At 37.3% G+C, this 26685-nt stretch carries 14 protein-coding genes; 10 read left to right on the top strand and 4 right to left on the bottom strand.

Annotated features, from left to right (window positions below; genetic code table 11):
* Positions 1-4 precede the first annotated feature (4 nt).
* The 3 genes from J8L86_RS03210 to J8L86_RS03200 all read left to right on the top strand — a co-directional run bounded on the left by J8L86_RS03210 (position 5) and on the right by J8L86_RS03200 (position 1774).
* Positions 5-709, top strand: coding sequence for a pseudouridine synthase (locus J8L86_RS03210; protein ID WP_211028680.1), 705 nt, complete (start codon positions 5-7; stop codon positions 707-709).
* Positions 710-818: 109 nt separating this feature from the next.
* On the top strand, positions 819-1139 hold the full coding sequence (locus J8L86_RS03205; protein WP_211028678.1) for a YkgJ family cysteine cluster protein: 321 nt from the start codon (positions 819-821) through the stop codon (positions 1137-1139).
* Between the two features lie 68 nt (positions 1140-1207).
* A complete protein-coding gene (locus J8L86_RS03200) occupies positions 1208-1774 on the top strand; it encodes a HEPN domain-containing protein (RefSeq protein WP_247663176.1) in 567 nt (188 codons plus the stop codon).
* A 135-nt stretch (positions 1775-1909) separates the two neighbouring features.
* Here J8L86_RS03200 and J8L86_RS03195 read toward each other — a convergent pair whose 3' ends face one another.
* The 4 genes from J8L86_RS03195 to J8L86_RS03180 all read right to left on the bottom strand — a co-directional run bounded on the left by J8L86_RS03195 (position 1910) and on the right by J8L86_RS03180 (position 9844).
* On the bottom strand, positions 1910-3283 hold the full coding sequence (locus J8L86_RS03195; RefSeq protein WP_247663174.1) for an RICIN domain-containing protein: 1374 nt from the start codon (positions 3281-3283) through the stop codon (positions 1910-1912).
* Positions 3284-3480: 197 nt separating this feature from the next.
* Positions 3481-5880: a hypothetical protein gene (locus J8L86_RS03190; RefSeq protein ID WP_211028676.1), complete on the bottom strand. Its 2400-nt coding sequence runs from the start codon at positions 5878-5880 to the stop codon at positions 3481-3483.
* A gap of 664 nt (positions 5881-6544) precedes the next feature.
* Positions 6545-7162 (bottom strand): GntR family transcriptional regulator, encoded by a 618-nt coding sequence (locus tag J8L86_RS03185; protein ID WP_065108069.1) that lies wholly within the window; start codon positions 7160-7162, stop codon positions 6545-6547.
* 315 nt (positions 7163-7477) lie between these two features.
* Positions 7478-9844 (bottom strand): beta-galactosidase, encoded by a 2367-nt coding sequence (locus tag J8L86_RS03180; protein WP_211028675.1) that lies wholly within the window; start codon positions 9842-9844, stop codon positions 7478-7480.
* 440 nt (positions 9845-10284) lie between these two features.
* Between J8L86_RS03180 and J8L86_RS03175 the strand changes: the two genes are divergently transcribed.
* From J8L86_RS03175 to J8L86_RS03145, 7 genes are all read left to right on the top strand, one after another.
* On the top strand, positions 10285-11898 hold the full coding sequence (locus J8L86_RS03175) for a sugar porter family MFS transporter (protein ID WP_065108071.1): 1614 nt from the start codon (positions 10285-10287) through the stop codon (positions 11896-11898).
* Positions 11899-11900: 2 nt separating this feature from the next.
* A complete protein-coding gene (locus J8L86_RS03170; RefSeq protein ID WP_211028669.1) occupies positions 11901-12851 on the top strand; it encodes a sugar kinase in 951 nt (316 codons plus the stop codon).
* A 76-nt stretch (positions 12852-12927) separates the two neighbouring features.
* Positions 12928-14004 (top strand): family 43 glycosylhydrolase, encoded by a 1077-nt coding sequence (locus J8L86_RS03165; RefSeq protein ID WP_211028666.1) that lies wholly within the window; start codon positions 12928-12930, stop codon positions 14002-14004.
* Positions 14005-14086: 82 nt separating this feature from the next.
* Entirely contained in the window at positions 14087-16450 is a 2364-nt protein-coding gene (locus tag J8L86_RS03160) for an alkaline phosphatase D family protein (RefSeq protein ID WP_211028664.1), read from the top strand.
* 540 nt (positions 16451-16990) lie between these two features.
* A complete protein-coding gene (locus J8L86_RS03155; RefSeq protein ID WP_211028662.1) occupies positions 16991-20449 on the top strand; it encodes a TonB-dependent receptor in 3459 nt (1152 codons plus the stop codon).
* Positions 20450-20643: 194 nt separating this feature from the next.
* Complete coding sequence (locus J8L86_RS03150; protein WP_065108076.1) at positions 20644-21858, top strand: EAL domain-containing protein; 1215 nt, start codon at positions 20644-20646, stop codon at positions 21856-21858.
* The gene (locus J8L86_RS03145) at positions 21855-26642 is read left to right on the top strand and encodes a PAS domain S-box protein (protein ID WP_211028660.1); all 4788 of its coding nucleotides are present in this window, start codon (positions 21855-21857) and stop codon (positions 26640-26642) included. Before J8L86_RS03150 ends, J8L86_RS03145 begins: the two co-directional genes overlap by 4 nt.
* Positions 26643-26685: the final 43 nt, after the last annotated feature.

Raw genomic sequence — 26685 nt, 5'->3', positions numbered from 1 at the left:
TCCGATGCGGTTAGATAAGTTTGTGCTTCGTAGTACACAATTGAATAAACAACAGGTAGTGAATGTCATTGAGTCGGGATTAGTCGAGGTTAATCAACAAGTCATTACTGACTGTGCAATTCAAGTACACGAAAACAATCATATAACTTACACTGATAAACGGTTAACGCCACGGCCTTTTAGGTATCTTTTACTGCACAAAACACCTGATACATTGTGCTCAAATGTTGATGGTGAATACCCATCTGTATTTAATGACATCGATATCGAAAATAAAGATGAGCTACACATTGTGGGTCGCTTGGATGCTGACACATCTGGTTTGGTATTAATTACTGACGATGGCCGTTGGTCCTTTAATATTACTCGACCAGATATGCATTGCCCCAAAGTGTATCGGGTTACATTAGCAAAACCGATCACTGAAGATGCGATAACTAAATTAGAACAAGGACTGTTATTACAGGGGGAGTCAACTAGCACAAGACCCGCTAAGATAATTAAAATTGATGACTTACACGTGCTATTAACGATTACTGAAGGGCGCTACCATCAAGTTAAACGAATGTTTTTTGCTGTAGGAAACAGAGTCAATCAACTACATCGTGAAAAAATTGGTGCCGTATCATTGGATGTTGAACCAAAGCAATGGCGTCATTTAACGGCCTCTGAAATTAGTTCCTTCGGAATGTATAGCCAACAAGCATAATGCGTCAATATGGGTTTATTAAACTCTCCGTTATCTAATATCTACCCAATCAGTTATTATGGTGTTCTTCTTATCCAGGTGTTGATGCTAATCAATATCAAGTGAGCACATGAAAATAGACATCAACGAAATTCCGAGCCAAACCCTAAATGAGATTGATCCCAACGCAACGTGCATCACTTGCAAGGCTTGCTGCTGTAGATTAGAAGTAATGATAATTTCTGATACCGGCGTACCCGATGAATACATCAGTGAAGATAGTTGGGGAGGGCAAGTAATGAAGCGTCTGGATGATGGTTGGTGCGCAGCTGTTGATCGAGGCACATTGATGTGCACGATTTATGAAAATAGGCCTTGGATATGCAGAGAGTTTGAAATGGGTTCTTTTGAATGTGTTGAAGAGCGAAAACAGTTAACAGTTGAAGATTAAAAGCGTTTTAGGCTATTCTCTTGCTGCGCCAAACTTAATAACAAAGGATATGTATCTTAATGAATGGTATGCAATTTATTATAGAGTTATTGGATAAACTCGCTTGGCCTTTAGTGTTTGTATTTTGCGTTTTGATGTTACAAAAACCCATCGCTCGTTTAATCCCTTTGGCTAGAAAACTAAAGTTTAAAGACTTTGAAGTTGAATTTGGCCAAGAATTAAAGGCTGTATCAAAACATGCACAAGGGGCTTTTCCTGAGCTTAAACAAAATAAAAAAGCAATTTTGATTGCCTCTGTAGATAACTTACCTAGCTCCTCAATTCTAGAAGCTTGGCGAGAGGTTGATGATGCAGCTGAAAACCTGATAATAGCAAAGCTCGATAACGTGGATCTTGAATCTAGTACTCGCTACAAATTAATTGAAGAAACCCTGATTTCACAGCATTTAGTTGATACTAAAAAAGCTAAACTATTTAATGAATTACGTCAGCTACGTAACAAAGTTGCCCATGCAAAAGATTATCAGGTTGGTAAATTAGAAGCGGTACAGTATATCGAGCTGTGTTTTGTATTGGTTGATCACTTTAATCAACTTTTAAACCAAGAATCACGAGCTCATAATAACGTTAAATAAACACTTTATATTAATGGCACTTAACACTCATGATTTAAAAGCGCCCATACTTCGCTAACCTATGATTGCTATGTTTTAGCATGGCAGTCACGACCTTGTTAGCATTGGGTGCTGTCGGTTAAATCACTTTTGCTATTACTCTACTTTAAATTGTTGATTGGTTCCGTTATAGCAGCTCCACTGAGTCAGAGAAGCGCCATCATTGGTGGATTTACCGGCGATATCAAGACACTTATTACTGACTTTGCTGATTATCTCGTAATATCCATCACCTTTATCTGCTAAATTCCACATTTGGTTTTGATTACTACTATTACACACCCACTGTTGAATTTTAGCGCCATTACTTGTGCTACCGGCAGATAAATCTAAACATAAATTGCTAACGTTTGATTTTATCGTGTAAAAGCCATTACTTAATTGGTTAAGAGTGAATTTCTGAGCATTGGTGTTAGTACATGAAGCTTGCTGATACTGAGAGCCGTTATAGGTTTGACTATTGATAACATCAATACACTTATTACTGTGCTTAGCGACAAGGTTGTACTGAGTATTTGGTTCTATACTGCCATCATTGCCACCATTATCGCCTCCAGAGCCGCCATTACTAACTGGTTGATAAACTCGTATCCAATCAACATACATTTTGTTTTTGCTTTGATCGGCAAGATCAGCATCCGTTGCCACGTTGCCAGCTTCTGAGCGCCATGAATGATCTTCAGTATCCAATATAATGAACATCTCTTCATTCATCGTATATTGGTTTTTGTCCATGATGGCACCAGTATAATCTTTATCCTTCATTACGACTTCAGCCCATGAGCCTTGAGGGGTTTCTTGTCCATCAATATAAAAAGTTACATCGGTAGGGCTTTTCCAATAAGCGCCAAAGCGATGGAACCCTTCACGCCAATAGTTTCCCCAAGTGGGAGTATTATGGGTTTGGTCGTTAAAGTCACTTCGTATGCTGTTATCACTATTGCGTAAAAAGACATGAAAGTTGGTTGACATATTTTGAGTAAACCAGGTTTCACGAGACCCACCATATACTTCTAGAATATCAATTTCCCGTTCGTCATTTTCACTCAGGAGCCAGAAATTGGAAGATAACTCTAAGTTACTAACCTTGATGTTAGCTTCAAGGAATATAGGATACTTAACTTTTGTTTTAGAGGTAATCACACCCGCATTAACTAAGTTTGGCGCTTTACGTGAGGCACTAATAATTAAATTACCATCAGAAACCCATGATTCGTTTTGACTCCATCGAGTTAAACCAGGGCCTTCCCAATTATTAAAGTAGGTATCATTCCATTTACTGTTAAAAGTGGCATTTTTACCTTGATAATTAAATGAATCAGAATATTGTTCATTTAGTTGCCAAACTAAACCGTTACCAGGATCCGCAGGTAATGGAATATTATCCCAATCAGCTGCAATACAAACACTGGTTAATGCACTGGTGGCCATCAAAGTAGTAGCATAGATAACATTCATACTAGGTTTCATAAATTTCCCTTTCTTATGAAGAACACTTTCTTGTAAAAAGTGTTTAACTAATGGCTATTTTTGATTAAACAAAAATAGATCCAGCCAGATTGAATACCACTTACAAACTGACAAGATGTGTTCAGCTCCTGCTTGCTATAAAAGCAAGAGCATGATTAATCAGAAATAAACTGAACGAATAAAAATAGTCTTATCAGTTATTCAAAATGATTCAGTGGTTTTGATTGAGCAAAATATTGCATTGAAATTGAGGTAATGAACCCGCCGTCATCTTCGAACTTAACGTCGATATCATTGTTTATATCTAGGTAGGTATTTGGGATTGGGATTTCAATAACCCCAAAATATTGCAGTCTTCCTTGACCTTGATTGTATTGATCATACCCGCGGTAATCGGGGTTTACACTGATAGGGTTGCCATTCACGGTTACCGTTGGTTGTAATGATTTACCATGCTCACGACCAAGTCCTAGGCGAAGTAAGGCTTCACCTGTTTCAGCAATCACAACATTATTTATTGAAAATATTTCAGCCTTGTTAGCCGTAATCGACCGCTTATAAGTCTCAGCATAATATTTGGTTTCAATTTGCTGGTGAGCTAACTCAACGGCGTCAAGTAGTTCGAGTTTTATGATTACCGTGCTTTCACTCTCAATCGTATATTCGGCTAATTCATCAAGTGTTATTAAGTCGGTTTCGTTTAGTGATGTTTGGTTGTTATTATGCGTTAACTGTTTGATACTAATTTTATTTATCTTATCTTTATCTATTCCTAGTACAGACACATCGACCATTTTGTGCGTTTTTTCAAGACTGTTAATTATTAAAAAAGCATTATTGCCATCAACATAAGCATCTAATTGGAAATCACTGTCGTTTGAGTAACTGTCGACCCTAGTGCCATTCACTTCTGACCAAAGTTGATAAAACTTAACCATGTCGGTATAAACATATTCATCGCCACTTTGACCTTCAATCTCCTTCTTTTGTCGCATTAAACGTGTGTAATAGGGAACAGTTTCGCTTTCTCGTCCCCATTCAGCTTTTACTGGAATGAAGGGAATGGCCATTTCAATGTTATCTGCACGTTCTAAAAATGACATTAATTGGCTGTTGATGGCTCTTAAATGATACCAATCCCGTTCAGCTAACCATGGTTGATTAAATAGCCCATGTACTTGAGCACCATATTCTGAAACTAAAAATGGTTTTACTTCTCCTAATGTCAGGTACATGTAATGTTCAAGCATATCAAACGTCGCTTCAATGTTACTTCCAGAGCGTAATTCTTCACGATTTTGAAATGAAGGGAAGTCATAAAGATGAAGCGATATAAAATCCATATCGTCACCTGCCAAATCTATAAACGCTTTATCTCGTTGCTCCCAGCGAGCAAAATCTTGTTTATCAAAATCAGGAAAGGCAACGGTATATCCGCCTACGAGTACGTCACTATTAACTTGTTCATTGTCTATCTTTATTGACTTTATGGCTTTGGCAATATTGATATGAAATTGAAATATCTGCGCAATATCACTGGGTTGTTCTGCTATATCCACTAATTCAAATAGCGGCTCATTCATAACTTCTACATATTTTGGCTTGGGTTGACCGTAGATATCTACGCCATCATTTTTATTAAAATACTTAGCAATATATTGGCCCATGTAATCACCTGTTGCCGTGCCAAAAGGCTCATCAGGTGTATCTTGTTGAGAAAATGCCCAGCCTTGACCTGTATCTTTTCCATCAGGCCAATAAGGGTGTTGTTGTGCCGCAATCACCATATTTAGATTACGGTGCTCGTGCTGTCTTTGGCTTTTTGCCCTTGAATCTAACGCCGTTTTATAACTCCAACGAATATTACCGCCAATATCAGTCATCGTATTTGCATTAGCATAACCAGATTGAACTGCCGATTCGTTAAGTAAACTTAATTGATAGCGCATACCGCCAGTATCCCGTCCAAAATAGACGTCATAACCCTCAATAAATTCGCTAATTAGGTCGCTTGATTCATTTACCCCAACGTTGTACCAATCGTTTTCTGTATGAGAGGCATGGATAGTAATAAATTTTTCACGTTGAAACTGGCTAACATTATTAATGCTATGGATTGTATCTAAGTTAAACATGAGCTTTGTCGCTGAAGCCATTATGTTAGGCGTCGTAGTTACTGCAAATTCAGTAGTAAAGTCACCAACAGTGATTTGAGCTGTGAGAGTTGTACCGACTGTGCTGGCAGCAATCAACTGAACAGCAATTGAATCACCATCTGATACACTTTGGGTGGATTGAGTAAAGTCCTCATCATTGATTGAAATGAAGCCACCAATGACATTGACATCTACCGAGGTATTTATTCCTGAAATTTGGATAACCTCAGAGGCATTCTTGCTCGCTAATGGCGCATTTGTTATTGGCGTAAAATGAAATGGATCTGGAGTGCTGTCAGGTACAATAACATTGTCAATTTTGGGGTCATTTACTTCATTGTTATCTGCAGTTGAAGAACCACAACCTAACAAAGTTATAAACATAGCAATGATAATAATAGCGTTGAGACGTTGTTTATCGCCTAGATTATTCGAGGTCATATATGTTCACTTTTATTTATTTAACATAACAGGACACAATAACTTCGTAGACAACAAGGTGACGATTTACGGATCACCTTCAAACATATCTATCCTTAATTAAGATATCGCTAACCTAACATTGTTTAATGAATATTGTTAACAAAATTTATTAAGGTTAATTTTTGCTATTTGAGGCGTTGAATTAAATTGCTAGTGTAAACAACTGTATTTTAATGCTAAAAATAACAATTGATAACCAATTGGTTTTTAAATGCAATTTAATTCACGGGTAAATACTGTAAAGAATCCCTAATCAATATAAAAACAAGCATCAAGATAGAGTTATTCATGTGATTCGATGTATTGTTAATAACTTATCTAAGTAAAAAATTGAAAGTAATAACGTCTGATCTAAAAGTTCGAAAAGACGAGTATCAAGACTATTTTGAATTAACCATTGAGTTAATTAATGAGCTTGAAGCCAACGTTGGAGTGTTTGTTGTTCAAGGGATTCGAATTTACCTAGGGAACAAGGATTAATCCTTGTTAGTTAATCGATTCTAGTTAATTGTTGGCTGTTAAGTTTAATGGTTGAGCGTTTCACGAAAAAAACATTCAATTTTAAAAAGGCAAAAGGGCAGTGAAAACTGCCCTTGATAATAGATAAGAGAAACTTGCTGATTTATTTAATATTAGCTTTTATCGCTTTAGATGCTCGACTAATGTCACCTTCACGTAAGGCCTGTAATATTCCTCTGTGCTCTTCAACACACTCAGAACTTGATGTAATACGTTTATAATTTAAACGCATACGCATTACATATGGATACCAAATATTCACCAAATCTTCGCCACCGGCTTTATAAATTAGGTAATTATGGAAGGAAATATCAACCTTAGTGACTTCTGTGAAATCTTCTCTATCAAACGCCGCTTGTAGTTCATCTAGAATCGACTCTAATTGAACAACATCATCATCTGTTAATGGGTTTTGCTTGAGATTTTCAATCGCATAAACCTCTATATTTTGACGAAGATTTATCATTAATTTTTGCAGCTTAGGTTCTAATATACTGTTAACTGAAGCGCCGCAATTGTTCTTAGAAATTAACAAGCCTTCTTTGGTTAACTGAAGGATAACATCACGGATTGGCCCACGAGAAAGCCCAAATCTTTTAGCAAGTTCTTGTTCATTTAATTTGGTATTCGGGGCCAAATCTCCCGAGATAATATCTGAACGTAATTGATCAGCAATTTGGTCTTTTACCGATAAGATTTTGGTAGGTTTAGCTGCAGCCATGATATATCCAATTTATTCATATTATTTAACATTCTAGACATTGAGCTATTTTATTACAATTGTCAAATGTCATATTGTTAAAAATATACACTTTAATTTTTTATAAGTATCTGAATTTAAAGTGCAAGATTTATATCCTACTTTTAAAAATGCAAAAAAATGCCCATTTACCATTATATTGTTAACAAATTACATGGCTAACTAACGGTAAAATGGGCAATCTGAAGACCTGTTCAGATGACAAACAACCTTACTAGGTTGGAGCAAAATGAAGTACTCACTGGGGAGAGAAATACTTCTATAAATTGAATCTGTTTATTTTTCCTTAAAACGTTGTTGATACATTGTTTTGTTGATTGCTTTTGCAGCTTCCACCATATAGGGATAAGGCGTATCAGTTACCGAAACGAAACCCACATTGTAGTTTTCGCCATCATAGGCACGTCCGGTAATAGGTGAGTCAATATATTGGAACCAATGAGCACCGACAAAATAGGGATTATCAATGACAGACTTCATGTAGTCTTTGTACATAACAGCTCTGTCTTGTTGGTCTGATGCGAGAATAAGCCCAGGATGATATAAACCTGAATCTTTAGCACCAATATGGAATTCACCAATTATGCTCGGCATATCAATTTCTTGTAAGAATGCCCAAGACTTTTTGGTTAAGCCTTCTTTATAAGAATTAAAGCTTATAACATCTACATGCTTAGCTGATGCATTAACGACTTCTCGTGGCATTCCCCAATCTGGAAAACGAGATCCTAAATACAGATGATTTGGCATGTAATGCTTTACTGCTTTATTAACAGTGCTGAAATATTTGTCAGCATAGGCTGTTAGCAATAATCCATAATCATTGATTTGTTCAGCGTTGTTTATACTCGAATCAATACCGCTATCAAATTCTGCCCAATCAGTAATCGATTTGTTCCACGCCTGATTTAGCTTATTTATATCCACATATTTTTGTTGCATCAGACGAGTAAATTCGGCTTTGGTTGGTACTTCAGCACCGTTTTTAGTTAACGTATTGACGACAATGCCATAGCGGCTTTCTGTACTATCCGAACGGCCAAAGCTTTTTTCATTATCAACGAAAATACCTACGCACCATGGATTGCCTTTTACTTCATCGTATATGACCTTAGCGGTAGCATAGGCACGTTTTTCAAATTCAGGGTCAAATACATCTGGCATTGGCGCCCAAAAATCATCACCGCTAGAAACCGTTTTATAATTTCCAATGATCCAACCATTAGCAAAATAGGGGATTTTGTTGCTATCGTAAAACCTAGGGTCGGTCCAATTCCCTAAGGACGTAAAACCCCAATCTAGCATTCGATTTACTGTGGTATCTTCCCATGCCTGCATATAGCCTTTAGCTTGTTGACCGTATTTACGTTCTAAGTTTGCCGAATAAAAACTGAACGTTTCTCCATGCTTTAATGGACCAGAATGTGCGCTGCGACGATAACCAAAATGTTTACCTAAAGGTGCATCGTAGTCGGGCAACCAACTGAACATGTTTGTGCGTGTGTTAGATGCGATAAATCGACTCGCTATTGCCTCATCAGACACGCGGTTTAACTTTTGAGAATCCTCTGGTGTGACGTTATCTTTAGGTGGTTGGACAATATACGCTTGCTTAAAGTCATATCCGGTTAATGTTGAGGAATTAGATAAACGGATAATATCAATGCCTGTGGCTAAATATAGATATCCATCAGGGTCAACTAATGACCATTTACCGTTCACTTTTTCTGTTCTAAAAAAGCCTGTCGCCGTTAACTTAGGACCTGATAACCATCCACCATAACGACTTCTATCTTCTGCGACTTTACCGGTAAATGTTTTAGCCTCATCGACACGTTGTTGTTCTAACTCTAGATCATTATGAACTTTCCCAATAAAGTCCTGTTTTTTGTTTTGTCCGTATTGATCAACGATATCAGTTAGAAAGAGGGGATCAAATTTTGGATTTTGCCTAATTTGCACTCGACTAATATCGATAGATTTGTCATGCAGATTGCTTTGAACACTTAAACTAATTTTGGCGATGCCAGCCGTATTGAGATTCTTCTTCCCCCACATAGAGGTAAATTGATGTTCATTACTTTGCCAAGTATCAGGATTCGAACGTAAACCTGAGGAGAAGTTGAGTTCTACTTTATGATCGCTATCCATCACACCTAAGTCATGGCCAGCCATTTTTGCGTAATAGGTTTGAATGTTATCTCCAACAGGGACATTTACCGTTCGTGTATAAGTAAACCCATCAATATCACTGATATCAAGATACAACTGCACACTATGATTACTGGTATTAACGATATCAAAAGCTAAGTTAAAGTCATTCAAATCACTCCAGTCCCAAGCTTTTTCTGGAACAAAACTGACACCGCTATAATTATTATCTTTTGAGTTAAAAGCGACATGTAATTTGCCATCAGAGATACTCGTCTGAGCGGCAACAGGTTTAATTATGTTGTTACTTTGGCTATTGAAGTTAATCAAATCCATCGCTTGTTTGCTGTTAACTACCAATGGCACGCTTTCGGCTGGTGTCGCGTTTTGGCCTATATTTTGTGTGTCATGTTGACAAGCGATAGTGGACAAAATTGTTGTCGCTATGAAGCTATACCTAAGCGCATTTCGAGTATCTAGTTTTATATTCATCTTTTTCCCAAAGTATTTTGACTTAGCTAAACAGTTAAAACTTATTGTTAACAATCTACATTGTTAATTTTTTATTAGCAATACGTTAATACTGAAACAAGGTAAAAATCTGATGGTTTTGAATGTTGAATTAAGCTGAACTGTTATGGATTAACGCTCTGTAGATTTATAAGTAATTATAAAATATAACCTTTTAAGGTTATGGGGTAATTTGTTTACTTTGTTTTAGCAGAATAATTAAATTGATTTTGGTAAATTGTTAACAATAGTTGCTATCTATTTATTGTTAGTGCTAATGTAATGTTAATTGCATTGTTGGTTGCGGGATGAAGTTAAAGTCTGAAGAGCCAATAAGTGTGCTGTTAAATCATACCAAAAATTTGGGTTACATTGCTCAGCACAAATATAAGTAGATAATTAAATAGATAGTGGATGTTAATATGATTATTAAAAGTCACAGTGTTTTATATTGTGCGCTGGTTGTGGCATTGGGCGGTTTTATTTTTGGCTTAGATGCAGCGTTGATATCTGGCACAGTGCGTTTTGTCACTACAGAATTTGATTTAACGGATCTTCAAATTGGAACTGTTGTCAGTGCACCTGGCTTCGGAGTCATATTTGCTTTGATGATCACAGGGTTTATATGCGACAAGATTGGACGTAAAAAAACCTTAGTTATTATCTCATTTATCTACATTATTTCAGCGGTGCTATCAGTCATGGCCACCAGCTTTGAATCATTGGTTGTCGCTAGGTTTATTGGCGGGCTCGCATTTACCTCTTTATCCGTAGCTGCAATGTATATTGGTGAAATCGCACCATCACATTTACGCGGTAAGTTAGTCTCTATAATTCAAATCAACATCGTAGTGGGTTTATCCATAGCTTACTTTGCAAACTTTGCCATATTAGAAATATCAGAAAGCGCGTACCCTTGGGTTTCATCATTGCATATCGATACTCATACATGGCGTTGGATGTTAGGTATCGAAATTTTACCCGCTATAGTGTGGTTTTTATTACTACTTAACATCCCGCAAAGCCCACGCTGGCTAATCATGAAGCGAAAAGAAGACAAAGCTAAACTAATTATTAATCAATTTAACAATACGACTCAGTGCGAAGATGAAGTCGCCCAGATCAAACAAAGCCTTAAAAGTCATAATGAAAAAGAATCTTTTTGGGTACTCTTTAAAAGTCTTTTTGATAGTAAAGTCCGGGGCGTGGTGATGCTTGGATTAACCATAGGTATTGTGCAACAAATCACTGGGATCAATGCGATTATGTTTTACGCACCCACAGTATTTGAACAGCTCGGAATAGGCACTGATGCTGCTTTTTTTCAAGCTGTTGTAGTCGGACTCGTTAGTATTATCTTTACTGTGGTCGCTATTTTATTAATCGATAAGCTTGGTCGAAGACCTTTAGTTATTTGGGGGCTCGCTACAGCCACCATAAGTTTATTTGCTTGTTACTGGGGCTTTAGTCAGGCTACTTATTCATTAACAGAACAATCATTAGTGTCTCTAGCAGAACAAGTAAACATTGAGCCTTTAACATCTATGTTAAACGTTGTTTTTCAAAGTGACGTTGAATTTAAGACAGCCTTGATTAGTGTGCTAGGTGAGTCGGATGCTAAGCAATATGAAAGTGTGCTGCTGCAAAGTGCTGCAACTATCAATGCTAACTTAATTATCGCGGGTATCATTGGCTTCATTGCAGCTTTTCATTTTTCAATTGGCCCAATAATGTGGGTGTTATTTTCTGAAATATTCCCAACACATATTCGTGGTGTTGCGATTCCTGTTTTTGCGTTCATCACAAGCTTCGTAAGTTATTTAGTGCAGCAGTTTTTCCCTTGGCAATTAAGTGTGTTTGGTGCTGATGAAATATTCTTGTTTTATGCTATTTGTGGTGCAATTGGATTTATTTTGTTGTTCAAAATCATGCCAGAGACGAAAAACAAAAGTATTGAAGAAATAGAAATTTTGCTCTCAGGCAAACACACAGATAACAAAGACAATAGTATCCCACTCGCTAAAAGAGAGGCATAAACATGAAGTCTATGTTAGCCATTGGCGAGTGCATGATGGAACTATCTGAACATTCTACGTCATTGTTACACCGTGCTTTTGCTGGTGACACATACAATGCTTTGGTCTACGCCAAACAATATGAGCCAAAAATTGACTGTCAATTCTTTAGTGCAATTGGTCATGATCAACCTAGTAAAGCAATGAGAGCGGCGTGGGGAAAAAACGGTATTAACAGTCAATCGGCGTTAAGCATTGAGCAAGCAACAATTGGTATTTATGCCATCTCTACTGATAATCAAGGTGAACGCAGTTTCAGCTATTGGCGTAATCAGTCTGCAGCCACTCAGATGATGAAAGTACTAACGACGGATAAATTATTAAACCGTATTGGTAAAGTTGATCTCGTGTTTTTTAGTGGTATTTCGTTAGGGATTCTCACTGATGAAGATAAACATTTACTGCTTAATCTCATACAGAAATTTCGCCAACAGGGTGCATTAATCGCCTTTGATCCTAATTACCGCACCGCAATGTGGCAGTCTGTTGAACATGCAAAAACGTGGTTTGATTTAGCTTACCAGCACTGCGATATTGCCTTACCTGGTGTAGAAGAACATCAGATTATTTATAACCATAACACCGCTAGCGAAGTCGCTTTGTATTGCCAATCCTTAGCGGTATCTGAGATTGTAGTAAAGAGTGGCCTTGATGGTACTTATATATATGACTCTAATTCGTTAATAGACCATCAAGCATTTAATCCAGCTCCTCAACAAGTTGATTCAACAGCTGCAGGTGACTCATTTGCTGGTACGTATCTCTCCAGTAGGTTAGCTGGCAACAGTATTTCTCTCGCACTTGCAGACGCTTGTTTTGTTGCTCGTGAAGTTGTGCAGCACAAAGGCGCTTTACTCCCTGGTGATGTTTATCAACAAATGATGACTTCTAAAATCAACAATAATTGTGCATAAACGTGATTAGTGATTACGACTTTAAAAATTAATAGCCGCATTAACTAGAAAAACAAAATATATTTTAGGAACCCGAATGAACCCTAATAAACCGTTGAGCCTTGCTAGTAAACGAGCAATCGAAAGAGGATATGACCAAACAACGTCTGATTGGTTAGTTGAGTTTGATGTAACCCCTTTGAAAGGTGATTTTGCCTATGAAGAAGGTGTAATTAGACGGGATCCTTCATCTGTGATTAGTGTCGATGGGGTATTACATTGCTGGTATACCAAAGGTATCGGGGAAACGGTCGGCTTTGGTTCTGAAAACGTAGACGACAAAGTGTTTCCTTGGGATTTAACGGAAGTCTGGCATGCAACGTCGACAGATGGTGAAACATGGAAAGAGCAAGGTGTAGCCATTGAGCGGGGCCAAAATGGCCAATATGATGATCGCGCTATTTTTACACCTGAAGTATTAGCTCACCAAGGTCGTTATTACCTTGTCTATCAAACAGTGACGACACCTTACACCAACAGACAATATGAAGAAATTGCATTGGCTAGTTCAGATAGCCCTTATGGCCCTTGGCATAAATCAGCTTCTCCTATCTTAAGTCCAAGTAAAGATGGGCAATGGCGAGGAGATGAAGATAATCGCTTTCATGTTACCAGCAAAGGGAGTTTTGACAGCCATAAAGTACATGATCCGTGTTTACTGTTTTTCGATAACAAGTTCTACCTTTATTACAAAGGTGAAACTATGGGTGAAGAAATGAATTTTGGCGGACGTGAAATTAAGCATGGTGTGGCAGTTGCAGACAATATTCAAGGACCGTATATCAAATCTGAGTTAAACCCAATTTCAAATAGTGGACACGAAGTGGTTGTTTGGAATTTTGAAGGTGGCATAGCGTCATTATTAACAACAGACGGACCAGAAAAAAATACCATACAGTTCGCTGAAGATGGCCAAAATTTTGAAATTAAAGCCCATATTAAAGGCGCACCTGAAGCTATTGGCTTGCATCGTGGCGGCTCTGAAATAGCTAAACCAGGTTTAGATTGGGGCTTATGTCATAAGTATGATGCAAGCTGGAATTGGAATTATATTTGTCGCTTTAGCATAAAACGACAAATCCTTGATGCAGGTACATTTCAAAACAGTAACTAAACACCGTTTAATTACTAGGTCTAATTGTTGAAAGTATAACTATCTAAGTCATGTCAGTGACTAATTAAAAAATGAGGCGCTTATGGATAGGCGAAGTTTTATAAAGCTGTCGGCGTTAGCTACAGGAAGCATGCTGTTTCCGACACAAGCAGCAAGAGCTGCAGCTAGTAGACGCTCATTAACGAAAACCACCCCCGTTGAATTATTGCCAAGCAATGTTCAACGCCCTTGGCTTGGGAAAGCGTTTTGGGGTAATCGTTTGCAAGATTGGCGCTTGAATGCGGGTAAAATTGAATGTATTCGCGGTGAACGTGGTTTTGAAATGCGCACAGTGTCTATTTTAACTCGCCAACTCAACAACACACCAAAGCCGGCACGCATCAAAGCTAAAGTCAGTAACTTAACGCCGACTAAAGCCGGTTTTTGTGGTTTTTTATTAGCAGCAGGCGCAGACCAACTTGATTACCGTGCTAGTGCGTTAATTCAACGTGCATCGGGTAAAAATGGCGGCTTTATGGCTGTCATTAATGACAAAGGTGAACTAAGTTTTAGAGGTTTTTCTGACACCAATAAGCCGCTGGCTTTCGAAAAAGTGGTTAGAACTAATACAGTGAACATCGGCCAACTTCATGACCGTGAAATCATTTTAGATTGCCATATTGACCCAGTATCAAATAATAACTTTGATGTACGTTTGATCGCCATAGACAGTAAAACTAACAAAGAATTAGGTTTTATTGTTCGTACTGGTGTACCTAGTTCTGAATTACTTGGCGGCGTGATGTTGTTGTCATCAATGCCATCTAAACAAAGCGGCGCAAGATGGGCGTTTGAAGATATTCAGTCCGGTGGTGACAAACTGTCTCAATTTGATGATAGAGGATTAGGGCCAGTTATTGGCTGTATGCATAGCTTGAATAAGTCGGTATTAAAGCTAAGTGCACAATTTATGCCTGTTGCTGAGAATGAATATCGCAAGGTTTCACTTGAATATCGTCAATCATCAAACACCGAATGGCAATCTACTACTTCGCAAATTGAACCCGGTTATGTCATTCAATTTAGAGTAGAGGGGTGGGATAATACACAACAATATGATTACCGGGTTGTTAGTCATGATAACGGTATCGCAGAAGTACTTTACCAAGGTCAAATATTAAAAGATCCTGGTCAGTCTAAAACGTTGTCGATTGCATTATATTCTTGTTTAGTTCCAACCAACTTGTCATTAGATATTGAACACTACAAAACGCGCTTGAAACAAGAAAAGCTATTGGGTCGTTTTGGTCCTGAAAACATTTTATTTCCGCATACTGAGTTAGTCGGTAATTGTGATAGTCATGAACCCGATATGTATGTGTTTTGTGGTGATCAATATTATGAAGCAACGCCTACGCAAGTATGGCGGGGCAGACCTGATTCTCATTTAGATATGTTGTATCGCTGGTATTTATGGTATTGGACATTTAGAGATTCAATTCGTAATAGACCGTCGATATTGCTAGCCGATGACCATGATGTATTACAAGGCAATTTGTGGGGAGTTGGCGGTAGGGATCCTGTGGTACTAGAAGGAGACAAACGCACTGAAGAAGACGGCGGCTATATGGAAACCAAAGCGCTGGTTAAAATGGTTTACCGTATGCAGCATGGTCATAATCCGGATGCGTATGATCCTACGCCAATAGATCATGATATTCCAGTAACTTATGGTGCCTTTGTTTATGGTGGCGTGAGTTTTGCGCTGGTTGAAGATAGGAAGTTTAAATCAAGGCGTAATACTAATATCAATCCATTACATACTCAGGGAGAGTTGTTAGGTCATCGTCAAGAGCAGTTTTTGCGTGCATGGGCCGATATGGACAAAGGCTTACCTAAAGTGTGTATTGCCTCCTCAATTTGGGGTTCACCTCAAACTAAAAGCAACTTAGAGCCGCTATTAGATTATGACTCAAACGGCTATCCACCTGATGGTAGAACCCGTGCAGTTAAGCTGATTAAAGACGCCGGTGCCGTGGTGATCTGTGGCGACCAACATTTACCAATGATGGCCAAACAAGGGCTTGATACCTTTGATGATGGACCGCTATTTTTCGCTGGCCCTGCAGCAGCTGCATTCTGGCAGCGTTGGTTTGAAGGTTTAGGCAAACTTGATAACCCGTTCAATAATGATCCTAATACTGGCAACTTTACCGACATATTTGGTAATAAAATGCGCGTATTGGCCGTTGCCAACCCGAAAGTAACTTATGATGACTTTAAGCAACAAACCAAAAATTCATGGAGTAACTTTTTGGCAGACCGATCATTGAAGAGCGAAGGCTATGGTATTGTGAAGGTTGACCACAAAGCCCAACAATTTGAATTTGAATGTTGGGAATGGAATACCGATCCAAACAAAGGTAAGCAATTTCCAGGTTGGCCTTTTTTGCACAAATGGTCTTAAACCATTTTCAAGCGACAATTCATAAAATGATATATGCCGGCTAAAGTCAAACACTAAGATTTACCGGCATACTTTATCAAAAAATTAACATTTCACGCCTATCAACTCATAAAAGCACTCTTTTATTTTCCGCAATTTGAACAAACATTCAATAACAAATACTGCATTTTTGTGGCGTATTTATCTAGATATTAACTCAATACAGTAGATAATGCTGTTGCGCTTGATTTCAAAATTCTAACTATACCGCTAATGATTATTAGATGCATATTGTCAATAAAATCAGCAACTAATAGATTAGTGTCAGTAATTTATTTCTTACGAAATACACGTTAATATATTGTAAAAACAACGTTTGATATAAAATAAACCTTAATTATAAATGGCATTGTTTAGGAATATGATTAATTGAAGATTGTTAACAAAATTATGTTGACAGTTATTTTATTGATCAGTAATGTCTACAAACAGAGTTGCAACATTATTTTAACTTTTGCAGCTCAATGAGGCAGAAACATAAACGCTCTTGGGGGAGTAGACATGCCATTTAAAAACAAAACTTATAAATACAGCTCAGTGTATCTGGCCTTGCTAACTGCGATGTCATTACAGGTATCTGCAGAAGAAGGGAATAATGACTCCACAGAAGAAATGGAAGTTATCCAAGTAAAAGGATTAAAAGGGAGTTTAAAAAAATCCATCAACGATAAACGCTTTGCGGAAAATTTAACAGATTCAATCAATGCTGAAGATATTGGTAAATCAACGGATCAAAATATTGCTGATGCATTATCTCGTGTTACCGGTGTGACTGTTCAATCAGTTGATGGTGAAGGGTCGAGAATTACTGTTCGTGGTGCAAATTCACAACAAAATAATATTAGCTTAAATGGTGTTCAGTTAGGTTCAACAGACTTTAGCCAAAGTGTCGATTTATCGCAGTATTCATCAGATATTTTATCGAAAATCGAGGTAGTAAAAACACCGAGTGCAGATCATGAAGAAGGCGCTTTAGGTGCAAACATTAATTTAATAACCAATAAGCCCTTAGATTTAAATTATGAAATCCGCAATTTGACTGTTGAAGGCCGTTATAACGATTTACTGGAAGATGAAAATTATCGTTTATCTGGGACGATTTCAGAAAAATTCTTAGATGACACGTTTGGTCTTATATTTACCGCAGTATCCGAAACAAATTCATATCGTCGTGATCAATATGCCGCTGATCAATGGGTTTCAGAATTTTCACACCTTGCAACAGACACACAAGGCAACCAAGTACAAGATGTGTGGGGCATCACCAACAAGAACAGCCGATACGAATTAAGTCATAATGATGTTGAACGCCTTAATTTTAATTTAGGTCTGCAATGGGCACCAACCAGTGCAACTGAATTTAACCTCAACACCAATTATACTAAACAAGATTTCGAAAGCTCGATGCATGGTGTACAAGTAAGAAGTGGCCAGCAAGGTAATATGATCGAGGGTGTCGATCCAGGATTAGGTGGTGGCCCATCTGCTTGGAGTGATCCACAAGAAAATTGGCATACGATTGATACCAAAACCAATACGTTCACAAAGTATCTAAATCGATTTGGCGACGGTGGTTTAATTCAGTCTGAAAACAAATATGAAGAAGAAAACACTTTAATCTCATTTGACGTTCGCCATGACATTTCAGATAACTTCATTATGGAAGCGGGTTTAGGTTACTCAAAGTCTGAGCGTATCCCAGACAATCTAGTGTATATTGCCATGCAAAACTACGGCAACATCAATCGCTGGTTGATTAAGAATGTACCAGCAACAGATATTGAACCTGTTGGTTATGACTGTACTAACGGACCTTGTACGCTAGTAGGTGGTCAGGGCTTAATTGATTACGGTGCGAATAACGAATTTGGCGACCCGTTAAATGTTTGGGATAACTATAGCACCACAGGCTTTAATCCTGATGAATTAGATGCGCAGCATTTAACCTTTTTAAATCGATCCGTTGTTGCTGTGGAAGATGTTCAAAAATCAGCATTTGTAGATTTTGATTGGGTGTTAGATGCTGGGCCTATCACCAGCGTTGAATTTGGCGCTAAATACACTGAACGCGAAAAATATGTTGATGATCAACAAAATGCATTCAACAGCGTTGGAGAAGGTATTGTGGTTAACAACCCTTATACCGGTAATCCTGCTGTGCTCAATGATGGCTTGATATCCCTTAGTGGTGATTTATTTGCAACAGACACCGATTTTCCTGTTGACGATTTTATGTCAAGCAATGGCTATGGCCGTGATGCATTTACAGATGGTTGGGCCACGTTCTCTGCCTTTAAAGCATTCGATGTCGCCTTGGGTTCTCCATCTGTTGGCTTTTCGCCCGATGATTCTAATACCCGCTCAGCTGAACTTGAAAATTTTGCTACTTATTTAAAAGCAAACTTTGACTTATTTGAAGGCCGATTGTCAGGTGATCTTGGTGTGCGTTATGTAAAAACAGAAGTATCAACAGCAGGATCATCAGGGGTGCAATTTGCTTTTGACCCAGGAAACGTTGGCCGTTTAATGGATCCGTTTAAACTTGCTGAACTACGGGATTCAAGTTTACCTGAATGTGGTGGTATTCCATTTTATGGTACAGACTGGAATGCTGAAGCGCGTTGGGGACGAGTTGATGGACAAGGTTATGATACAGTTGGAACAAATGATCTAACCGATGATATTTTAATTGCTGATCAAGGCCCATGTTTCGACCCAAATACCGTGCGTGGCAATCCTAACGAGACTGATTGGTGGTTATGGCGTCACAGTGATGTCTCTACTGAAAAATTCTATGTATATGGGGATCGTCAGTTTGATGAGAATGGTCAATTAGTTGCTACAGAAGATCGAAGTCGTCGAACTTTTGATGTTACTGGTACACATGACTATGACGTGTTTTTACCGAGTTTAAATCTAAATTACATGCTTTTAGACGATACGATTTTACGTTTTGCAGCATCTAAAACCATGTCTAGACCACAAATAGACTCATTACGTCCTGGTTTTAAAGTGAGTGAAACACAATGGGGTGGTTACAACCGTAATAATACAATCACATTAACCTCACCAAAGCTTGATCCACTTGAGTCAGTCAACTTAGATTTATCATATGAATGGTATTTCAATGAAACCAGTATGCTTTCAGCAGGATTATTCTACAAAGATATGACTAACTTTGAAGAATCAGAAACCGTTGTTACCTACATGGATGATTTACGTGATGTTGGTTTAACTGAAGGTGAGTCATATAATCCTGATGATCTCGTGTTAGTTGCAGGACAAGACAGTCTTGAACAATGTATGCCTAAACGCTTTCAAGGCAGTGATGAATTCCGTGAAGACTGGATGTACTCAGGTGATTTAGAACAAATGTGTGCGCAATTTAAAACCACACGAATTAAAAATGGTAAAGGTGCGACGATTAAAGGCGTTGAATTACAATATATTCAAACCTTTGACATGTTGCCTGGTTGGTTATCTGGTTTAGGTGTTCAAACAAACTATACATACCAAGATAGTGAATATGACCAAGAGGTGTCATCGATTGATGATTCAGTGAAATTACCTGCTTTACAAGTCGCCTACACACCAGAGCACAGTTATAATGTCACCGCATTTTGGGAAAAGAATGGTCATCAACTTAGGTTATCATACCGAGGTAATAGTGAACAATTAGCTAAACGTTCTTGGGAGTCAGGCTCTTTATGGGAAGAAGGACGTCAAACCCTCGATTTCTCAGCAAGTTATAAACTAAATGATTTTGTTACCTTTTCATTCCAAGCAGTGAATTTAACTGATGAAGGCATTCGCCAATACTATACAAGCCGATTCTTAAATGTGAATGGCAATGTGTTAGATGAGGGAAGCCCAATTAGTGGAGATGCAACAGATTCGCGTACCGTTTATCAATATCAAACGGGTCGTACATTCCGTTTAAATGCTCGAATGAATTTCTAATCAAATTTTTTATTCGAAAAAAGCCGCCTTTGGCGGCTTTTTTGTTTTTAAAATAGCGCTTCGCGGTTTAAACGAATAAGCAAAACATAACATTCATCAGATACAAGGACTTATACTTTTAGTTAGCTACCCGTTTTTAATATTCCTGACTATACTCATATTTAAGAAAGGGATATTCGCATAACGGAGGGACGGTGACGAAGGAAATACGCTCTGTATTAATAGTTGATGACCAAGCTGTCATCCGAAAAATTTTCTCGAAAAGTCTTGGCCTATTAGGTCAATACACTATTGCAGAAGCTGCCGATGGATTAGAGGCCTTCGAATTAATAAAAACAAATCATTTCGACCTGATATTTTGTGATTTAAATATGCCAGTGAAGGATGGCTTATACCTTTTACAAAGACTCATCGAGTTACAGTATGCTACCCCAATAGTATTATTTAGTGGAGAAGATCAGAGCTTACTTAACTCTGCTAAAGTGCTCGCAACCCATTATCACCTTAATATTCTAGGTATTGTCCCTAAACCAATCACCTCCGATATGCTTCAGTCGTTTATAAAGCAAGCAGCATCAATAAACATGAAGCAGTACCAAACTCCATTGCCAGATATTACCGAGCATGATCTCAAGGATTATATTGTTAATGGACATGTAAAAGCGTTTTTTCAACCACAATATAATCTATTGACCAATGAAATATGTGGTTTTGAAGCTTTAGCAAGAATTGTAGACAATGGTCAAATTATCTTGCCTTCACAGTTTATTAATAAAGCCGAAGAAACTGATTTAATCATGCCGTTGACTAAAGCCGTTATCAATGATGCGTTTCAGTATTTTGCAATGTTAAAACCTGAATATAAAAAACTAAACTTATCGATTAATTTATCTGGCAAGTTGTTAGATGATGAGACTATTCCACATTGGCTTGAAGAAACAGCGGCAACACACGGCATAAACAATGATTCAATAACCTGCGAATTAACTGAAACAGCGATTCCTTCTAATCCGTCAGTGATGATTGTTGCCTTACTGCGCCTTAGAATGATGAAGTTTAAATTATCTATAGATGATTTTGGTACTGGGTTCGCTTCACTTGAACAACTTCACATGTTGCCTTTTAACGAACTTAAAATAGATCGTTGCTTCGTTGCTGACATACTAAACAACGATAAATCTAAAGCCTTGTTTAGACGCAGTATTTCATTAGCAAAAGACTTGGATCTGTTGGCCGTGGCAGAGGGGGTTGAAGATTTTGAAACCAAGCAATTAATCATAAAGCTCGGTTGTAAAGTTGCACAAGGTTTCTATTTTAGTCAACCGCTAGCCGCTCATGACATTGTTAATGAGATAAATGAAAGCGGTTTGAGCTATGGGGTAAACTCGTTAGAGGAATCAAAACTTTGAAACTTTCTAAGCCTATTCCTACGATATTTTTTATATCTATATGCATCTTGTTTGTGGGTGTACTGGTCTTTTCAATTTCGATAAATAATTTGTTAAAAGAGCAGACGATTTCCTTCTATGAACGTGAAGCAAAATTACTCACAAGCTTAATAGAAAAGAGCCTTTATCAAAGTTATCTAGATGCTAAGTTTTTGCCATTATTCTTAGGTGAGATTGATCAAACGAGTTTCAATACAAAGGTAATATCTGAACTGTTCCAACAAGAATTAAATAATCTAGCTAAAAGTCGTAATACATTAACTAAAATTGCTGTACTTGATCTACAGGGTAAAATTCTTGTCGAAAACACAGAGAATTACAATTCAATTTCTATACTGCCATCTAATATAGACCAAGTTACCATCGCTAATTCCCAATGGTTTAAAGCCATTAAAAATCATAAAAACAATAGAAGTAATCAAGTTTATTTATTCGGTCCACAACGAAGCTTTATTGATAAGTATGAAAATAGATTTGATCTACTTATTGGCACACCTTTACTAAGCACTGAAGGAGAAATGATAGGCATCTGGGTCAATATCATCGACTTTTATGTGGTAGAAGAAGTATTTAAAAGTATCTATAACCAGCTTGCAAAAAAAGATCTTCATCACGTAGAACTGTCCTTAATTGATGCCAAAGGTGTATTGATAGTTGAATATGATCCAATTGGTTTTAAACAATCAAAATATGTACGTAACTTTGACCGTATCAGCAAAACTAACCTTGTTAAAGAGGGTGTTATTGGTGCAGATAGAGCAATAGCAGGTTTTTCTGGAACTGAAATATCATCCCATGATCAAAAAGATGAGCAGCAAATAACTATTTATAATCACTTTGAGGGTTACAATGAATTACAAGGAATAGGTTGGTCCACACTTGTCAGAATTGATCATGATGAGGCCTTTTCAGCATCGGTTGTGATGATACAAAACGCCAGTATCTTTTTATTTTTCTTATTTATTGTCTTTTTCATACTAATGAATTCGGTATTTAAGAACTTATTGAATCCTTTGAACGAACTTTCTAATTTTATCAGTGATTTAGCTACAGACTCTTCAACTAGTATTGATAGTAAATATATTTCAGCAGATTTACATGTCGCGTTAAAAGAGCTTGAAAGTAAATTTATAGAAAGAACAAAGCTAATTAATAAAAATGTAGAACAACGAGAGTTACTCGAGTTACAACGTAGTGCGATTAATTCTACGTCAACAGGTATTGTCGTTTCAGATGTGCGTTTACCCGATCAACCTATCATCTTTATTAATCGAGCTTTTACCCAAATTACTGGCTATAGACCCGAAGAGGTTTTAGGTAAAAACTGCCGTTTTTTACAAGGGGTTAAAACAGAAAAAGACAAAGTTAAACATCTGGCTCATGCTATTAATAAAGGAGTCTCATGCAATGTGGTTATTACTAATTACACCAAAACGGGTGAGACCTTTATTAATAATTTGTCTATAGGTCCTGTATATAATAAAAACAAAGAGTTAACTCACTTTATTGGCGTGCAAAATGACATAACCGAAGACAAAAGAAAAGAAGAAGAAACGATGACAGAAATGTCATTAATACTAGAAGAGCGAACTAAAGAGTCAAAAGATTCTGCTGATAGATTAAGAGCCGTTTTTGATGCGGCGCTAGACGGTACAATCGTATTAAATCAAAATGGTATTATTCAAGATGCTAATCGCTCCTTAGAATTAATATTCGGCCGAAACCGTAACGACTTACTCGATAAAAACATTAATATACTATTAGCAGGTTTACAGCCAACACAATTGGAACAAGCAAACAATATTCCATTCAACTCATGGATAAAAGATTACATTGGCGAACCTAAAAAACTGTTTGGACTCCATAAAGCTGGGCACCAGATACCAATTGAAATGTCAGTTGGCGAGACAACATTAGATGCTAAAGCTATGTATGTCGCCATAATCAGAGATATTTCATTCCAAGAACAAATTAAGCAAAGAGAATTAGCATTACAAACAAAATTGTATGAACAAGAATTGATTTATAGAACAGCATTTAACCAAGCAGCCGTTGGTATCGGTCGGATTGGGGTAGATACTAAGTTTGTCGAAGTTAATACTAAAATGTGCGAAATATTAGGTTATGACGAAGATACACTGCTTACTAAAAGTATCAAAGATGTGACTTACAAAGATGATTTAGAGCAATCTTATCAATACATTAAGCAGTTATTAGCAGATGAAATAACGTATTTTAATACCGACAAACGCTATATAAGAAATGATGGTTCTTTTTTCTGGGCTAATTTATCTGTGTCATTAGTAAGAGATGCAGACAGTAACGAACCTAAATTCTTTATTGCTGTAGTGGAAGATATTACTGAGCGTCAACAGTCTGCAGAAGAGCTACATCGTGCAAATTCTGAACGTGATAAGTTATTGAGTGGTTTAAATTTAGCATCAGAAGCTGGCGGCGTTTGTAATTGGTCATTTGATATAAAAACAGGTCAGTTAAATTGGGATTCAAGAATGTACCGCTTATACGGAGTTGAAGACGGTAAGAGTATTGAATACAACGATTGGCGAGATAATGTGCACCCTGATGACGTAGAACAGGCTGAACAAGAAGTCAGCGATGCTATTTCTAACATAACATCATTAAAGACCGAATTTAGAATCATAAATCGAAAAGATAAAACCATTCATTGGCTGCAGTGTGCTGCAAACCTATCACTGGATGAAAATAATTTACCTGTGACGATGTACGGAATTAATGTCGATCTGACCCATGAAAAACAAGTTCAACAAAAATTAGAAAAAGAAACAGAGTCAGCGCGTCAGGCGAGTAAAGCTAAATCTCGTTTCTTAGCGACCATGAGCCACGAAATTAGAACGCCGATGAATGGTGTTATTGGTATGATTGATCTGCTTAAAAATACGCCATTAAATGCAGACCAAAAACGAATGGCCACGACTATTCGTGATTCGTCTTTTTCACTGTTAGATATTATTAATGATATTTTGGATTTTTCTAAAATTGAATCGGGACAAATAGAGTTAGATATAAACCCATGTAACGTACTGTCTATTATAGAAAAAACTATCGATAGCCTTTGGATTAATGCTTCAAACAATAATGTAGAAATTTATATTTACCCGGATTTATCAATACCGAAAGAATTGTTATTTGACTCAGTTAGGTTGAGACAAATTATTTTAAATCTAACGGGCAACGCAGTTAAGTTTTCGAAAAGCCTTAATTCAAAAGGTGTAGTGGTTATCAGGACTCAATTAACTAATGAGAATCTTATTTTAGAAGTCATAGATAACGGTGTTGGAATATCACAGTCCCAACAAGAAACCTTATTTGTTCCATTCACACAGGCTGATACCTCAACGACGCGTAAATTTGGCGGAACAGGTTTGGGGCTAAGTATTACTAAGTCATTTACTGAACTAATGAATGGAAACATTGATATTGAAAGTGAAGTAGGTCAGGGAAGTAACTTTACGGTCACTTTGCCCTTAATAGAAAAGCTAACGCAACTTGATAACGGCGCTTTTTCACAATTTGATTTTAAAAAGTTCAATGTTTTAGTATCGATAAGTAATGAAGAACGTAAACATGCGTGTTTGATGATTCTAAATCAATTGTGTTGTAATCGAGTATCAAGTGTTGAGTTCGATGAACTTGAAAGTCTAGCTCAGGGTACCTCTAATGCTTTACTGATTACCGATAACAATAGTGTATCTTTTACTGAAATAAGTCAGTCAATTAAAACACTTATTCTTAATGATGATCCTATTGCAACAAAGGGACATTTAGATCCTTATACTTATGTTTGTGCCGCTCATCCTTACAAACCCACAGAGTTTATATTCGGAATGGCGGTATTGTGCGGCCTTGAAAGCCCTGCATTAGATTGGTCAACTGAAAACAGTCAATCGTTTGAGAAAGTCATTACGCAAACAATTGAAGAAGCAGAACAAACTAATAGCTTAATATTAGTTGCGGAAGACCAGCCAACAAATCGCCTCGTACTAGGTAAACAATTAGAAAGCCTGGGTTATGCATATGAAATGTCAAATGATGGTGTTGAAGCTCTTGAAAAATGGCAGTCTGGTCGATTCAATTTATTACTTACTGATTGTCATATGCCTAATATGGACGGTCTTGAATTGACTAGAACCATTAGAGAGCAAGAATTAAAACAAAATTGTTCACCAATAACCATCATTGCAGTAACAGCAAACGCAATGGTAGGCGAATCAGAAAACTGTCTAGAAGCTGGTATGGATGACTATTTAGCTAAACCGATAGAAATAGAACTTCTTCAAGAAAAGCTAGTTCAATATTTACCGCTTACTGGTATTCACCAACAGCCAGAAAGTGTTTCTTACTCAATGACAAATGGTGTTGAGCAACACAATAATGCAATTGATTTTGAAAAATTAAAAGCGGTCATTGGAACGGATGATGAAAGTATCACTAATGAAATTTTAGCCATGTTTTGGACTAGCGTGAATGAAGACTATGAAGCACTAAAACAACATTGCGCCGAAAGAAACTCAGAAATCATTCGCAGTAAAAGTCATGCAGCGAAAGGCGCATCAGTTTCTAGTGGCGCGATTGAGTTAAGTGATATTTTTAAATGGATAGAAAAAAATAACACTGACTTTGATGGTATTGAAAGTAAGTATCCTGAAATAGATAAAGAACTCAACGCAATTAATCAAATATTAAAACAAAGAGAAGTTGTATAACTGCGCCTTGTGTTAAACGACGTGGTCGATAACTCATATAAGA

Origin of the sequence: Shewanella sp. MMG014 (genome assembly GCF_018100775.1) — a bacterium.
GTDB classification, from domain to species: domain Bacteria; phylum Pseudomonadota; class Gammaproteobacteria; order Enterobacterales; family Shewanellaceae; genus Shewanella; species Shewanella japonica.
This window is presented reverse-complemented; position numbering and strand designations above follow the sequence as displayed.

What these genes read in the sequence shown, in the direction of transcription:
- J8L86_RS03210 (WP_211028680.1), top strand. Translation starts at nt 5, where the DNA reads ATGCGGTTAGATAAGTTTGTGCTTCGTAGTACACAATTGAATAAACAA.
- J8L86_RS03205 (WP_211028678.1), top strand. Translation starts at nt 819, where the DNA reads ATGAAAATAGACATCAACGAAATTCCGAGCCAAACCCTAAATGAGATT.
- J8L86_RS03200 (WP_247663176.1), top strand. Translation starts at nt 1,208, where the DNA reads ATGCAATTTATTATAGAGTTATTGGATAAACTCGCTTGGCCTTTAGTG.
- J8L86_RS03195 (WP_247663174.1), bottom strand. Translation starts at nt 3,283, where the DNA reads ATGAAACCTAGTATGAATGTTATCTATGCTACTACTTTGATGGCCACC.
- J8L86_RS03190 (WP_211028676.1), bottom strand. Translation starts at nt 5,880, where the DNA reads ATGACCTCGAATAATCTAGGCGATAAACAACGTCTCAACGCTATTATT.
- J8L86_RS03185 (WP_065108069.1), bottom strand. Translation starts at nt 7,162, where the DNA reads ATGGCTGCAGCTAAACCTACCAAAATCTTATCGGTAAAAGACCAAATT.
- J8L86_RS03180 (WP_211028675.1), bottom strand. Translation starts at nt 9,844, where the DNA reads ATGAATATAAAACTAGATACTCGAAATGCGCTTAGGTATAGCTTCATA.
- J8L86_RS03175 (WP_065108071.1), top strand. Translation starts at nt 10,285, where the DNA reads ATGATTATTAAAAGTCACAGTGTTTTATATTGTGCGCTGGTTGTGGCA.
- J8L86_RS03170 (WP_211028669.1), top strand. Translation starts at nt 11,901, where the DNA reads ATGAAGTCTATGTTAGCCATTGGCGAGTGCATGATGGAACTATCTGAA.
- J8L86_RS03165 (WP_211028666.1), top strand. Translation starts at nt 12,928, where the DNA reads ATGAACCCTAATAAACCGTTGAGCCTTGCTAGTAAACGAGCAATCGAA.
- J8L86_RS03160 (WP_211028664.1), top strand. Translation starts at nt 14,087, where the DNA reads ATGGATAGGCGAAGTTTTATAAAGCTGTCGGCGTTAGCTACAGGAAGC.
- J8L86_RS03155 (WP_211028662.1), top strand. Translation starts at nt 16,991, where the DNA reads ATGCCATTTAAAAACAAAACTTATAAATACAGCTCAGTGTATCTGGCC.